Source organism: Geobacillus kaustophilus, from assembly GCF_000948285.1.
GTDB classification, from domain to species: domain Bacteria; phylum Bacillota; class Bacilli; order Bacillales; family Anoxybacillaceae; genus Geobacillus; species Geobacillus thermoleovorans_A.
On the sequence record NZ_JYBP01000003.1, the window covers coordinates 1,633,159 to 1,647,528 of the forward strand.

The window sequence follows — 14,370 nt, forward strand, 5'->3', positions numbered from 1 at the left end:
TTCCTCCTCTCTCTTTTTACTATACGCGGTGCGCCTCCCATTTTCCTGCTTCTTTGGCCAAACAGCGCCGAAACGGACAAAGGCGGCCCATGCGGCCGCTTTCTCCTTGCCAGATTTATCGTCCCGGCTCGTAAAACTCGATCCATTCCCCATCCGGGCCAAGGAAAAACAAATATTTCGCCCCGTTCGGAAGCGTCGTAATGTCGTCCCAAACAAGCGGGACACCGAGCGACTTGAGCCGTTCTTTCTCTTGTTCAATGTTCTCGACCGTAAAAGCGACATGGTGCACTTTTCCTTCCGTCGGCAAGTTCGGGTTGTACCCTTCGATCAACTCGACGATGATCGAGCCGTCAATTCCTAAAAACGCCAGTTTCATCGTTCCGTTCGTATGGATCATCTCGCTTAACAGCTCAAGGCCGACGACATTTTGATAAAACTCCTTCGATGTCTCAATGTCTTTCACTTGAATGCCGACATGCTCGAACTTTTTAACTGCCATTGCTCGCTCTCCCTTTCCATTATGGACTTGAAAACACCGCCCGTAAATACGGCGTCATGCGCGCAGGGAAAATCCCTTTTTTCCCGAGCTCTGTCCATATGTAGCGGTCAAGGGCGTACGGTCCGTCCGCCTTCCATTCGTCCGCCTCGCTGTTGGTCAACAAAACCGAAAAGGCTGTTCCTTGCGCTTCTCCATACAAATGAACGTATCCGTCCCCGCGGTCGACATGCACCGCCGCCTTCGGGTCAAACCGGATGAGCTCCGCCTGCACGCAGTGCATCACATGAACAGCGAACGCCGCGGCCGGCAAGTGCGACGCCATGCAGGCGCGGAGAGAATAAAGTTCCGCCACCGTTTCTCTCACCTCCCATCAATCAAAAACCCCCTGCGCCTCGGAATGATGCGAAGGGGGTCATGAGCCATTCTTATCATCCAAAGCGAAACCGCTTTGCGGGTGTTAGCACCTTGCCGGCGGCAGGTTGCTGTGGGGTCATCAAGCCCGTTCTCTCGCCCACTTTTGATAAGACGTATGCTATTTCTTCTTATCCTACCACACATTCCCCTCAGTGACAACGGTCTTTACTATTGAACCACGCCCGTCTGTTCGGAGGTGTTGCCGCCATTCACTCGCCCCTAGAGTAGGCGAAAAGCTAGCGCTGATAAATGATTATTTAGAACAATGTTTTGTTAAAATTTTACGGATAAATCCCTCGACTAAACAAAGTGCCGGGGAGAGAGCCATGCACCGTGTTCATCTTTTTGCACAATCAGCGAAAAAATACAATGATCATTCGACAAAAATAGACAAAAACAGATAAAAACATGGTAGAATGATATGGTGCACCTTATTTTTTTCGCAGATTGGAGGATTGCTTCCGCATGGACAAGCAGTCGATCATGACGCATTATGGGGCGCTTTACTTTTTTATGCCTGCTGTGCAATGGGTGGTGAATGAACATGGGGTGATTGCCGATATGAATGACTATGCGGGTGCATCGTTGGGCTACGATCGGATTGAACTCATCGGCGCCCCATTTCAAACTATTTTCCATCCTGACGACTGGGCGTCCCTCGTCCACTTGCTTCCTCAACCGACCGATGAAGCGGTTCGCACATTCACGGCCAGAACGGTGCATAAAACCGGCAAATTATGCCCTGTTCGCGTGCATATGCGTTGGAAAGCATTGAACGGTACGCCGTTCCTCCTCGTCTCGTGCTCTGACATGACCGCTGAAACGCATGCGGAGCGGCTGCTCGCTGAACAGACTCACATTTTGAAGCAAATCGCCAAACACGAGCCGCTCGATGCCATTCTCACGTCCATTGCCAAGGCGGCCGAAGCATTGCGGCCTCCAGCCATTTGTTCGATTTTGCTTGCCGATGACAACGGACGACGCCTTTACCATGGAGCAGCGCCAAGCTTGCCATCCGCTTATATCGAAGCCATGAATGGAATCGAAATCGGGCCGCAATCTGGATCGTGCGGCGCGGCCGCCTATCAAAAAGAGATCGTGATCGCAAGCAATGTGGCAAATGACCCCCGCTGGACGTCTTATGCGCAATTGGCGTTGGCACACGGATTGAGAGCTTGCTGGTCCATGCCCATTCTCTCGTCATCCGGCCATGTGCTCGGAACGCTGGCGTTTTACTATCCGACCGAGCGCGAACCGGAACCGGAAGATATGGAGATTATGTCGGCGCTGTCATCGCTCGCGAGCCTCGCCATGGAACATGAGGGAACAAGGAAAGCGCTCGAAGAAAACAGGCGGCTGTATGATTCCCTGTTCCATTACCATTATGATGAGCTCACTGGATTGCCGAACCGGCGGCGATTTTTGCAACTCGCCGAGGCAATGCTGCTGAAACTAAACGAAACGAAACAACACGGCGCCATTTTGTATATTGATTTAGACGGCTTTCAATATATTAATGATTCGTTCGGCCATCATATCGGCGACAAGCTGCTTCAACAGACGGCCGCTCGGCTGCGTGAGCGCGTCCGTCCCCATGGCATCGCTGCCCATATGAGCGGAGATGAATTCATCGTGTTGCTCGCGCCAGTCGCCGGACACCAAGAAGCATCAGCCATAGCGGAAGATTTGCTGGCACTCATCGCCCAGCCGTTTTCGTTGGCCGAACAAACCATTTTTATAACAGCCAGCATCGGCATCGTTCTTTTCGACAGTGAGCAAATCGATGTGGACACGGCCATCCGCCAGGCGGACATGGCCGCCATGGAAGCGAAACGAAAAGGCAAAAACAGCTATTGTCTTTATGAAGAAGCGCTGCGGCATCAGCGCCTTCCGAATGTATTTTTGTTAGCGGATTTGCACCAAGCCGTCAAACAAAATATGGATGGGTTCGTCCTATTGTACCAGCCGATTGTCGATGTACGGACAAAAGCCGTTTCCGCTATGGAAACGCTCATTCGTTGGCATCACCCCACCGAAGACGTTGTGCCGCCAGGGGATTTTATTCCGCTCGCCGAGGAAACGGGTCTCATTATTCCCATCGGCGAATGGACGATCCAACAGGCCTGCCGGCAGCACGAACGTTGGCGTCAGCAAGGATTCGCGCCGATTCGAATGGCCGTCAACGTTTCCGTCAAAGAGCTGCACCATCCGCAATTCGCCGCTCGGGTGGAAGCCATTTTGGCGGAGACGAATATGAGGCCATCGTGGTTGGAACTTGAAATTACAGAGACGATCGCTATTTATCAAGAAGCGACTATTTTGGCCAATTTGCACCGGTTGAAAGAGATGGGGGTCCGCTTGTCCATCGATGATTTCGGCACCGGCTATTCCTCGCTCGCCTATTTGAAACAGTTGGACATCGACACTGTGAAAATCGACCGTACCTTCATCTCCGATTGCCCCCATTCGCACTATGGCAGCATCATCACAAACACGATCATCTCCCTCGCTCGCCATCTTGGCATGAACGTTGTCGCCGAAGGAGTAGAGCGCGAGGAGCAGCTCGAGCACTTACGGGAAAAAGGCTGCCACGAGGCGCAAGGCTACTTGTTCCGGCCCCCTATGCCGGCAGATGAAGCGGCGGGCGTGCTAGCACGCAGCATCGAGCGAAGGACGTAAAAACGCGGATGCCTGTCCATCAAGGCATCCGCGTTTTTCCATCATTTAAACGCCATCGCTGCCCGCACCGCTTTTTTCCAGCCCTCGTAAAGCATCGTTCGCTTGTCATCATCCATCTTCGGCTCAAACCGGCGCTCAAGCTGCCATTGGGCGGCGATGTCATCCCGGCTGTTCCAGTAGCCGACCGCCAGCCCTGCCAAATACGCCGCACCCAAGGCCGTCGTTTCATTCACAATCGGACGTTCGACCGGAACGGCAAGCAAATCGCTCTGGAACTGCATGAGGAAATTGTTTTTCACCGCCCCGCCGTCAACGCGCAACGTCGTCAGCGAGATGCCGGAATCGGCTTCCATGGCGGCGAGCACATCTTTCGTCTGGTAGGCGAGCGATTCCAATGTCGCCCGTATGAAATGCTCTTTCGTTGTGCCGCGCGTGAGGCCAAACACCGCCCCGCGCACCTCGCTGTCCCAATACGGCGTGCCAAGACCGACGAACGCCGGTACGACATACACCCCGTCGGTCGACTCGACTTTTTCAGCGTACGCTTCGCTGTCAGCCGCCGTTTTGATCATCCGCAAGCCGTCGCGCAGCCATTGAATGGCCGAACCGGCGACGAAAATGCTGCCTTCAAGGGCGTATTCAACCTTGCCATCAATCCCCCAGGCAATCGTTGTCAGCAGCCCGTGTTTCGACTCGACCGCTTTTTCTCCCGTATTCATGAGCATAAAGCAGCCGGTGCCGTACGTATTTTTCGCCATCCCTTCTTGAAAGCACGCTTGGCCGAACAAAGCCGCCTGCTGGTCGCCCGCGGCCCCAGCGATCGGCACCTCGACGCCGAAGAAATGATAGGGAACGGTTTTCGCGTACACTTCCGACGACGGCCGCACCTCCGGAAGCATCGCCTTAGGCACGTTTAAAATCGCAAGCAATTCGTCGTCCCACTCAAGCGTATGGATGTTAAACATCAACGTGCGCGACGCGTTCGAATAGTCTGTCACATGAGCGCGGCCGCCTGAGAGTTTCCAAATGAGCCACGTATCGATCGTACCGAAAAGCAATTCGCCGCGCTCCGCCCGCTCGCGCGCTCCCTCGACATGGTCCAAAATCCATTTCACTTTCGTCCCGGAAAAATAGGCGTCAATGAGCAAACCGGTTTTTTCGCGGAACAGCGGGTCATATCCTTTCGCTTTCAGCTCGTCGCAAATGCCAGCTGTCTGGCGAGACTGCCAGACGATGGCGTTATAAATCGGGTTGCCGGTGTCTTTCTCCCACACGACCGTCGTTTCCCGCTGGTTCGTAATGCCGATCGCCGCCACTTGTTCCGGCTTCACTTGCGCCTCAGACAACACGCTGGCAATGACGGCAAGCACCGAACCCCAAATTTCATCGGCGTTGTGCTCGACCCAGCCGGGCTGCGGGAAATATTGTGTAAATTCTTTTTGCGCCATATGAACGACCTCGCCCTTTTGATTGAACAAAATGGCGCGTGAGCTCGTTGTGCCTTGGTCAATGGATAAAATGTATTGATTCATGGCTTTCCCCTTTCCCCCTTCTTTGGCTCATTTGGCGTATTACTTATGCGCCGTTTAAAGAGATTGACGGCTTGCGGCGCTCACTGTTTTTCCTTTTGCGATCTTCGCCGCCGCCAAAACGATTGCGGTTGCCGCCAGCACTACCCATAGGGCGCCTGTCGGTTTTCCTAAGAAAACGGCTTTATACACTAAACTGCCTAACGCGCCGCCGAGCAGCGGTCCGACGATCGGCACCCACGCATACGACCAATTCGATGACCCTTTCCCTGGAATCGGCAACAAAAAGTGGGCTAAACGAGGACCAAAGTCTCGGGCCGGATTGATGGCATATCCCGTCGTACCGCCGAGCGACAGCCCAATCGCCACGATCAAAAAACCAACGACAAACGGATTGAGCCCATCAGCGAATTTGTTGGCGCCAATAGCCAAGATGGCTAAAACCAACACAAACGTTCCAATGATCTCGCTAAGCAAGTTGGCCGCCGTATTCGGCACGGCCGGCCCGGTGGCGAACACGCCGAGCTTGACGCCTGGGTCGTCTGTTTCTTTCCAGTGCGGCCAATAGTGGAGATAGACAACAGCAGCCCCTATCATAGCACCGAGCACTTGCGCCACCACATAGCCGGGGACATCTTTCCACGGAAAATCACCGCTTATGGCCAATGCCACTGTCAACGCCGGGTTGAGATGGGCGCCGCTATACCGGCCGACAGCGTATACGGCCACGGCCACCGCCAACCCCCATCCCATCGTAATGACGATCCAACCAGAATTGGCTGCATACGATCTTTTTAAATTCACGCCGGCGCACACCCCGGCTCCAAAAAGGATGAGCAATGCGGTGCCGATGAGTTCTCCTAAAAATGGCGACATTTGGCCTCTTCCCCCTTTTCATTCGAGATTTTTCTTGTCACTTCCTGCTAGAGCACCCCTCCGGAGGGTTGCAAGTTGGGCAAAAAAGCAAAAACCCACACACTCCCCCGTCCATCAACGAGGAATATGTGTGGGTCTCCGCTTCTCCACCACAACGTTATTAACTTGCTTTCAGCATACCACCATTTGAAAACGCTGTCAACCTATTTTTTCGGCAAAATTTGCACGTAATCGAAGTCGAGCGTATCGACCGCGTCTTCGATATGAAGGCGGGTGATGAACCGGTACGACCGACCGGGGCGCGATGGCGGCAAAGTTTCCGGAATCGTATAGGAAAACGGGATTTCCTTTTTCTCGCTCGGCTTGATCGAAAACGCTCCGGCCGCCGGAATGACGGCGACAATGTCATCCAGTTCCTTGCCGTTTTCGATCGTTTTTTGCACGAGCTCCACATCGAGCCGCTCGATCATTTGTTCCACTGTCCCGCCGTAAATGTGGACGATCCCTTGAATCATTTCCCCTTGGTGCCATAACGATTTATTTAAGATCAAGTCGACGTGCGCCGACCCGACTCCGACTCTTGACATCATTTTGCGCAATAACACCGTAGTCACCTCTTTGTCTCTCTTGTCATATCATCATACGAAAAAACAAAGCCGCCTGTTTCAACGCGAGCCAAAAAATAAACAGACGATGCTGGCCCGGCACGTCTGCCCCTGGGAGAAACAGGGACGAATGCGGCCTGTTTTGTTACCGCTTACAACCGAGATTACCGCATTCGCCTTCCGCTGTCAATTGGTTATTCGTACACATTTTCGTTTTCGATAATGTAATCGATCCGAATGACCGGGACGTCCTGTTGCTCGACTTCCGCAACAATCAAGCCGACGCGGTCATTATAGATGCAAAACATATCCTGTCCTTTCCGAAACGCCGACTCTCCGTACGAAAGAACCATGTGGTAAATTTTATTGTCGCTGAAATAGCGGCGGCTGACCCGGCTCCCTAACCGGACGATCACTTCTTTTCCCGCGATTTTTCCGCGGTACATCCGCTTCTCCCCCTTTTTGTCGTTCCTATTCCAATGTATGGCCGTTGTTGCCCGCTCATGACTTTTTTCTCCCCAAGCGGCCCGTTTTCCTTTTCAACCATTGTTTTTCGGGCCGGCAAACAACTTTTTCGGAAATTTCCTTTCTTTTGCTTGACGCAGCCACCCGCGGTAGTGTATAGTAAAGTCATCATATAACAGAATATATTTCAGGCATTCAACATGAAGGTGCATCTTGGATGGCTGTGAAGTATATTTTGTTATTTGATAAAAATCTTGAGGTTAGCCGAACAGGCTAAAGGTATTAGGAGGAATTCAGTATTATGCAACGTGGTAAAGTAAAATGGTTTAACAACGAAAAAGGCTACGGTTTCATCGAAGTGGAAGGCGGTTCCGACGTATTCGTCCACTTCACGGCGATCCAAGGTGAAGGGTTCAAAACGTTAGAAGAAGGCCAAGAAGTTTCGTTTGAAATCGTCCAAGGAAACCGCGGACCGCAAGCAGCGAACGTTGTCAAATTATAAGACTTCGTTGACATAGACGAGAGAACGGGAGCGGAACGAAAGACATCCTGCGATGCTGCAGGATGTCTTTTTCATTTGATTGGCATAAATTTCACCAAACGGCGAACAATAAGGAAAGGGAGGTGTTCATATGACGAGGCGCGATGCGGACGTACATACGGGATACAACGACTTGAAGCAAGTGGAAATGTTCGTCGAGACGGCGGAGAAAATGGTCGGCCAGGCGACGATGCAACTGGATCCGGAAATGCTTGACCATGCCGAACAGGCGGTGAAAAACGCCCGCGACCAACTGGCGCGCGCCCGCCAAGAAGCCACGGGCGTCGACGGGGATTTTCTCGACCGCTGCGAACAAACATTGGCCCGCGCTGAGCATCAGCTTCGCGAGGCACAACCATAAGGCAGGCGAGATGGAGCTTCGCACAGCGAAGCTCTTTTCGCGATGACTCCAACAGACGACGGCGCTGCGAAACGCGCCCCACCGAAGCCGGCGCACAGGAACAAAGGGCGCCGACAAGCCCCCTTCCTCTACTGGCGAGGATGCGGCGGCGCTGATAGGAGCATCTCCCCGTACTGCCGCATTTGTTCCCCGACCGTGCATTGCTGGATGCAAAACGACTGGGCGTACGTTTTGCCGTACTCTTTCCGGAAGGTGCTTCTTAAAAAGCAGCCGTCGCAGTACGTTTCCTCCAGCCAAGCGATTTGGTCCAATATTTCTTTGCGTCGGTTCCGCTTCTGTTTCATACGTCCTTACCCTTTCTCTGTCAATTCCGTTCGACTCGTGATGATCTGCCCCCTAAGCGCCTTTTGGGCGAGCGAATCCGCCTCTTTATTTTGCTTGCGCGAAATCGGTTCATATGCCGGCTCGATGCCAAGCTCGCGCATTTTCGCTTCAATGCGGTCAAGCCAGATGTTGAAATCGTCCTCAAAACACGGCCAATCGCCGGACAGCTGCTTTAACACGACGTGGGAGTCGCCGCGGAACGTCACCGGCAAATGGTGAACGCCGAGCTCTTCAAGCAGCTGCATGACAAACCAAAACGCCGCGTATTCCGCTTCGTTATTCGATTTGATTTCGCTAAGCTTTCGGTTGGCGCGCAGCCGGTAGTGATGGTCGTTTTGCTTATAGTATACGACCGCGCCAGCGCCGCCTTCGGACGTCTCGTGGTCAAAGCCGCCGTCGAAATACACAACGATCTCATGCGGCTCGCCAGCGATCTCCTCAAGCAGCTTTTGCAGCTCTTTTTTTGACCACACCGTGCCGTTTCGATCGACGAACTCCACTGTTTTCGTCCGCCCGGTTTTTTCAAAATCATCCGCCAAAGCGAGCGCCTTTTTCGCATCAACCCAATCGGAGACAAGAAACGCCTCTTGTTTTTTCGGTGTGATATACGTCCAGTGGATTTGTACGTCCAACGCATTGTCACCCTTCCGCGCGGCGATGATCGGAGCTGGTTTTTATTTTACCACACTTGCGCCCTTGTTCATTACCTAATATTATGCGCAATTTCTTCTTGTATCAACCATCTTGCCGCAGGCGCCCATCTTTTTTTTCCAAAATATCTGTCTTTTTCGGCCTATTTGTGGTACACTAGCGGCTAGCACCTAAAATGATATGGGGCGCAAGCATAGGAAGAGGGAGGATTCGAATTGAAGCATCAAACCATAGCCGATCTGAGTCTGCTAATGGTGACGTTCGTCTGGGGGGCGACGTTCGTCGTCGTCCAAAATGCCATTTCGTTTTTGGAGCCGTTGTCGTTTAACGCCGTTCGCTTCAGTTTGGCCGGCTTGTTGCTTCTCGCTTGGATCGCTGCCGCTTCCCGCCCACTCTTCGGCCAGTTGTCATGGCGAGTCATCGGCGCTGGGGCGTGGATGGGGCTATGGCTGTTTTTCGGCTACGCATTCCAAACGATCGGACTGTTGTATACCACTTCCTCGAAAGCCGGCTTTATTACCGGACTGAGCGTTGTGCTCGTTCCATTGTTTTCCTTTTTAATTTTGAAGCAAAAACCGTCTGTGAATGCGGTCGTTGGAGCGGCACTTGCCGCGTTCGGCCTGTATTGGCTGACAGGGGGAGCGGAGCTGTCGTTCAATCACGGCGATTTCTTTGTCTTTCTTTGTGCTGTTTCCTTTGCCATGCACATTATCGTCACCGGCCGCTATTCCTCTCAGTATTCGACGATGCTGTTGACAATGGTGCAAATTTTTACCGTCGGCATCCTCTGTTTCTTCTTTGCCTTTTGGTTTGAAGACGCCGCGCAAATGTGGAATACGGCGGTGCTCCGCCGTCCGGAAGTATGGGGGGCGCTCGCCGTGACATCGCTTCTGGCGACGACCGCGGCGTTTCTCATCCAAACGGCGGTGCAAAAATATACGACTCCCGCTCATGTCGCGCTCATTTTCGCCATGGAGCCGGTGTTCGCCGCTTTGACCGCCTGCCTTTGGGCTGGAGAGCGGCTGTCGCCATCGGCCTGGCTTGGCGGCGCGGCAATTTTGGCCGGCATGATTTTCGCCGAACTGCCAAGCATGCGCCTCTGGGGCAGACGATGGCGGGAAAAACGAAACATCCCGTCATAACCGCAACAGTTTCCCCAGCGAAAAATGGAGCAGCTCTTTGGCCGCTGGGGGCATTCCGTTGTCCATCACCCCATGTCGCGGACGCCTGATGCGCTTCGCTGCCTGAAGCCGTCAGCCGCGGCGTCGACAACCCCAATGCGATAAAGCGCCCGCGGCCATGCCTAAGAGCGCCCCGCCGACGACTTCGATCGGCTCGTGCCCGAGCCGGGCGCGCAACTGCTGCTGTCGCTTTTGATAAATGGTTTGTTTTGGATCTAATTCCAACTTTTTTACTTCCTCAGCAAGCTCGTTCAGGCGAAGGGCAAGCTCGCCTGCTTGGCGCCGCACCCCTTGCGCATCGTACATGACGATCAGCCCAAATAATGCGGCCAAGGCAAAATCGAGCGTGCGCACGCCTCGCTCGAGGGCGATAAATGTCGCTAAGGCGGAAACACCGGCAGAGTGGGAGCTTGGCATTCCGCCGGTTTCGAAAAAGAGCCGCCAGTCCCACCGTCCGGTCTCCAGCTGCTTGATCGGGATTTTCAGAAACTGGGCGAGCGCGATTGTCGCGAGCGCCGTCTTCAGTCCCTTGTTCATCACGCTTTCCTCCTTTGCTTATATTTTGGCCAAGGGCGGCCATACTATCCGTAAAGAGCGGAGGTGAGAGCAATGACCAAAAACGGCGGCCGAAACCGCGGCACGAAGGCGCCGGGCGTCAACCCGCAAGGCTTTGGCCAAGATGGAACGTTCACCCCGGATCCAAAAAGCAAACTTGAGAACGCAGCGAAAAAGCTCAACACAAAATAAAAGCAGGCTTCCCGATGTGGGAGCCTGCTTTTTGCCGTTATTGTTTCACTTTCGCCAATTTTTCGCGCAGCACCATTTGCAAAATGCCGCCGTGGCGATAGTAGTCAATTTCGACTTCGCTGTCAAAGCGGACGATCACTTCAAATTCTTTCTTCTCGCCCGTATCCGGGTCCGTCGCCGTCACTTTGACGAGGTCGCGCGGTTTGACGTTTTCATCGATGTGAATGTCGAACGCTTCTTTGCCGGTCAAGCCGAGCGTCTCCGCATTTTCGCCTTCTTTGAATTGCAGCGGCAGAACGCCCATCAAGACGAGGTTCGAGCGGTGGATGCGCTCAAAGCTTTCGGCGATCACCGTTTTAATGCCAAGCAAGAACGTCCCTTTCGCCGCCCAGTCGCGCGAGCTGCCCATGCCGTAGTCTTTGCCGGCGATGACGACAAGCCCAGTGCCGTCTTGTTTGTATTTCATGCACGCATCGTACATCGACATCACTTCGCCGGTCGGCCAGTACGTCGTATAGCCGCCTTCCGTGCCCGGCGCGATTTGGTTGCGGATGCGGATGTTGGCGAACGTGCCGCGCATCATCACTTCATGGTTGCCGCGCCGCGAACCGTACGAGTTGAAATCTTTCGGCTCGACGCCTTTCGAGATCAAATATTGGCCTGCCGGCGTGTTTTTGCCGATGGAACCTGCCGGCGAAATATGGTCGGTCGTGACCGAATCACCGAACTTGCCGACGACGCGCAAGCCGGTGAGCGGTTCGACTTTGCGCACTTCCGGCGACAAGCCTTCAAAGAACGGCGGATTTTGAATGTACGTCGAGTTTTCATCCCATTGGTAAAGCGGCTCGTCCGTCGTTTCGATGGCATTCCAACGCGGATTGCCGTCGAACACGCGCTCATATTCTTTGCGGAACAGTTCCGGATCGACCGCTTGTTTCACGACGGCTTTTACCTCTTCCATCGACGGCCAAATATCGCCGAAGTAGACGTCGTTGCCGTCTTTGTCTTTGCCGATCGGTTCGTTGAGCAGGTCAATGTCGACCGTGCCGGCGAGCGCATAGGCGACAACAAGCGGCGGCGATGCCAAATAGTTGCCTTTGACAAGCGGGTGGATGCGGCCTTCAAAGTTCCGGTTGCCGGACAGGACGCTTGTCACGAGGAGATCGCTTTCCGCGAGCGCTTTTTCGAGCTCCGGCGCAAGCGGACCTGAGTTGCCGATGCATGTCGTGCAGCCGTAGCCGACGATGTTAAAGCCAAGCTGCTCGAGGTATGGAAGCAGTCCTGAGTCACGCAAGTAGCCGGTGACGACTTTCGAGCCCGGCGCGAGCGACGTTTTCACGTATTTCGGCACTTGCAAGCCTTTTTCCACCGCTTTTTTCGCCACTAAGCCAGCGGCGACGAGCACGTACGGGTTCGACGTATTCGTACAGCTCGTGATGGCCGCAATGACGACGGCGCCCGTTTTCAATTTCACTTGTTCGCCGTTCAGCTCGACCGTAATTTCCCGCTCCAAGTCCGCTTCCGTCAAGCCAAAGCCTTGGTTGCCTTGCGGCGCTTTCACCGCGTCGCGGAACGACTGTTTCATTTTCGAGAGCGGGATCAAGTCTTGCGGCCGTTTCGGGCCAGACAAGTTCGTTTCAATTTCCGACAAGTTGATTTCGACAACGTCCGTAAACACCGGCTCCGGCGCATCCGGCGTGTAGAACAGGCCGTTTGCCTTGCAGTACGCTTCGACGACTTGAACGTGGTGTTCATCGCGGCCGGTCAGGCGCAAATAGTCAAGCGCTTCGGCGTCGACTGGGAAGAAGCCGCACGTCGCCCCGTATTCCGGCGCCATGTTGGCGATCGTCGCCCGGTCGGCAAGCGGCAAAGTCGCCACCCCTGGTCCGAAAAATTCAACGAATTTGCCGACGACGCCTTTTTTCCGGAGCACTTGCGTCACCTTGAGCGCCAAGTCGGTGGCCGTCGCTCCGTCCGGCAACTTGCCTGTCAGGCGGACGCCGATGACTTCCGGCACCGGGAAGTACGACGGTTGGCCGAGCATGCCGGCTTCCGCTTCAATGCCGCCGACCCCCCAACCGAGGACGCCGAGGCCGTTGATCATCGTCGTATGCGAATCCGTACCGACAAGCGTATCCGGGAACGCTTCGTACTCGCCGTTTTCCCCTTCGACCGCGTGAACGACGCTTGCCAAATATTCCAAGTTCACTTGGTGGACGATCCCCGTTGCCGGCGGAACGGCACGATAGTTGTTAAACGCTTTTTGCGCCCATTTCAAAAACTTGTACCGTTCGGCGTTCCGTTTGAATTCCAAATCCATGTTGTACTCGAGCGCATCGTCCGACCCGTAGCGGTCGACTTGCACCGAGTGGTCGATGACGAGGTCGACCGGAATTTCCGGGTTGATTTCATACGGATCGCCGCCCAAATCGGCCATCGCTTTGCGCATCGAAGCCAAATCGACGACAGCCGGCACGCCGGTGAAGTCTTGCAAAATGACGCGCGACGGCTTAAACGGCACATCGATGTCTTTCATTTCCGGCGTTCCCCATTTCGCCAAGTTTTCGACGTGCTCTTTCGTGATGACGCGGCCGTCGACTTGGCGAAGCACCGATTCAAGCAACACTTTGATCGAGTACGGCAGGCGGCTCACCTGGCCGATGCCCGCTTCTTCAAGCGCTTGCAAACGGTAATAATTGTATTTTTTACCGTTGACTTCGAATGAAGAGCGGGCGTTGAATACATCCTGTTTCGCCATATGTACAACCCCCTTCACTTCACAATAATACTATACTATTTTTTTGCGCAAAAGTCGAAAAAATAGCATGAATTCTCCCAATCCCCATAAAGTTTGGCACGACTTTATCTTATTATAGAACAGGACAAGTTTTGACACTCCACACGCCTAAAGGGCGTGGGATTCTTGGGTCGTTCGCGTCCTCATCCATTTCTGGTTCAGACAACGCCCAAGTTCAGGGGTGTGTCATCACCCCGTCCCATCGGGTTAAGTTGTACCCCAATGGGCGGCGCACCTGTGACCAGTGCGCTAGGTTGGGCGGCGAAGCCTGAAATCGCTTTGGCGATGTTGATCGCGCCATTCAAGTCGGCGTGGATGGTGTATCCGCACTTTTCTTTGCCTTTTGTTTTTTCTTTTGGGACTTCACTTCTCGAATCGTTTGATTCACGACGGCGGAAGGAAACCGCTGCGACGAAAACTCTTGAAACAGTTTGCTCGTCGCTTGATTCAGCTTGGGATGATTCAACAGCCAATTCGCAAATTCTGTGTTCCATTCTGTCATTCGCTCGTACATTTCCTGCTTGGCTTTCGTTGGGTTGTGCCGTTCCAGCCTGAGTGTGATCGTGGGCATGGATTCACCCCCTTTTCTTTTGAGATTCCACATCGCGTTCAGTTGTTTTCGTTCTTCGATATTGTTGTTC

General features: G+C 53.8%; 15 protein-coding genes, 1 pseudogene and 1 riboswitch. Of the genes and pseudogenes, 5 read left to right on the top strand and 11 right to left on the bottom strand.

Features of this window, described 5'->3' with window-relative positions; genetic code table 11:
* Positions 1-115 precede the first annotated feature (115 nt).
* Together LG52_RS08535 and LG52_RS08540 are read right to left on the bottom strand one after the other, a co-directional pair.
* Positions 116-499, bottom strand: a complete 384-nt coding sequence (locus LG52_RS08535) for a VOC family protein (protein ID WP_044731610.1) — start codon at positions 497-499, stop codon at positions 116-118.
* 19 nt (positions 500-518) lie between these two features.
* Positions 519-851, bottom strand: a complete 333-nt coding sequence (locus LG52_RS08540; RefSeq protein WP_044731611.1) for a hypothetical protein — start codon at positions 849-851, stop codon at positions 519-521.
* Positions 852-921: 70 nt separating this feature from the next.
* Positions 922-1,026, bottom strand: a riboswitch (SAM riboswitch).
* A gap of 352 nt (positions 1,027-1,378) precedes the next feature.
* Between LG52_RS08540 and LG52_RS08545 the strand changes: the two genes are divergently transcribed.
* A complete protein-coding gene (locus LG52_RS08545) occupies positions 1,379-3,592 on the top strand; it encodes an EAL domain-containing protein (protein ID WP_052524484.1) in 2,214 nt (737 codons plus the stop codon).
* 41 nt (positions 3,593-3,633) lie between these two features.
* Here LG52_RS08545 and glpK read toward each other — a convergent pair whose 3' ends face one another.
* From glpK to LG52_RS08565, 4 genes are all read right to left on the bottom strand, one after another.
* On the bottom strand, positions 3,634-5,124 hold the full coding sequence (gene glpK / locus LG52_RS08550; RefSeq protein WP_044731612.1) for a glycerol kinase GlpK: 1,491 nt from the start codon (positions 5,122-5,124) through the stop codon (positions 3,634-3,636).
* A 54-nt stretch (positions 5,125-5,178) separates the two neighbouring features.
* A complete protein-coding gene (locus LG52_RS08555) occupies positions 5,179-5,997 on the bottom strand; it encodes an MIP/aquaporin family protein (RefSeq protein ID WP_044731613.1) in 819 nt (272 codons plus the stop codon).
* A 203-nt stretch (positions 5,998-6,200) separates the two neighbouring features.
* Positions 6,201-6,602: a sporulation protein gene (locus LG52_RS08560; RefSeq protein ID WP_044731614.1), complete on the bottom strand. Its 402-nt coding sequence runs from the start codon at positions 6,600-6,602 to the stop codon at positions 6,201-6,203.
* A gap of 194 nt (positions 6,603-6,796) precedes the next feature.
* Positions 6,797-7,048: a hypothetical protein gene (locus tag LG52_RS08565; RefSeq protein WP_014195521.1), complete on the bottom strand. Its 252-nt coding sequence runs from the start codon at positions 7,046-7,048 to the stop codon at positions 6,797-6,799.
* 320 nt (positions 7,049-7,368) lie between these two features.
* Here LG52_RS08565 and cspD point away from each other — a divergent pair, with 320 nt between their 5' ends.
* Positions 7,369-7,569 (top strand): cold-shock protein CspD, encoded by a 201-nt coding sequence (cspD, locus tag LG52_RS08570; protein WP_003251474.1) that lies wholly within the window; start codon positions 7,369-7,371, stop codon positions 7,567-7,569.
* 130 nt (positions 7,570-7,699) lie between these two features.
* Positions 7,700-7,969: a DUF2564 family protein gene (locus LG52_RS08575; protein WP_044731615.1), complete on the top strand. Its 270-nt coding sequence runs from the start codon at positions 7,700-7,702 to the stop codon at positions 7,967-7,969.
* 128 nt (positions 7,970-8,097) lie between these two features.
* Here LG52_RS08575 and LG52_RS08580 read toward each other — a convergent pair whose 3' ends face one another.
* Positions 8,098-8,313 (bottom strand): zinc-finger domain-containing protein, encoded by a 216-nt coding sequence (locus LG52_RS08580; protein WP_044731616.1) that lies wholly within the window; start codon positions 8,311-8,313, stop codon positions 8,098-8,100.
* 6 nt (positions 8,314-8,319) lie between these two features.
* A complete protein-coding gene (locus tag LG52_RS08585; RefSeq protein ID WP_044731617.1) occupies positions 8,320-8,985 on the bottom strand; it encodes a ribonuclease H family protein in 666 nt (221 codons plus the stop codon).
* 234 nt (positions 8,986-9,219) lie between these two features.
* On the opposite strand from LG52_RS08585, the gene LG52_RS08590 reads away from it, so the two are divergent.
* Positions 9,220-10,146 carry a DMT family transporter gene (locus LG52_RS08590; RefSeq protein WP_044731618.1) on the top strand — a complete coding sequence of 309 codons (927 nt, stop codon included), beginning with the start codon at positions 9,220-9,222 and terminating at the stop codon, positions 10,144-10,146.
* Between the two features lie 111 nt (positions 10,147-10,257).
* Here LG52_RS08590 and LG52_RS08595 read toward each other — a convergent pair whose 3' ends face one another.
* Positions 10,258-10,722, bottom strand: coding sequence for a divergent PAP2 family protein (locus LG52_RS08595; protein ID WP_044731619.1), 465 nt, complete (start codon positions 10,720-10,722; stop codon positions 10,258-10,260).
* 72 nt (positions 10,723-10,794) lie between these two features.
* Here LG52_RS08595 and sspL point away from each other — a divergent pair, with 72 nt between their 5' ends.
* Complete coding sequence (gene sspL, locus LG52_RS08600) at positions 10,795-10,932, top strand: small, acid-soluble spore protein L (RefSeq protein ID WP_011230846.1); 138 nt, start codon at positions 10,795-10,797, stop codon at positions 10,930-10,932.
* Positions 10,933-10,969: 37 nt separating this feature from the next.
* Here sspL and acnA read toward each other — a convergent pair whose 3' ends face one another.
* Entirely contained in the window at positions 10,970-13,690 is a 2,721-nt protein-coding gene (gene acnA / locus LG52_RS08605) for an aconitate hydratase AcnA (RefSeq protein WP_044731620.1), read from the bottom strand.
* A gap of 370 nt (positions 13,691-14,060) precedes the next feature.
* A pseudogene (locus LG52_RS20545) lies at positions 14,061-14,300 on the bottom strand (RNA-guided endonuclease TnpB family protein); the annotation flags it as partial.
* Positions 14,301-14,370: the final 70 nt, after the last annotated feature.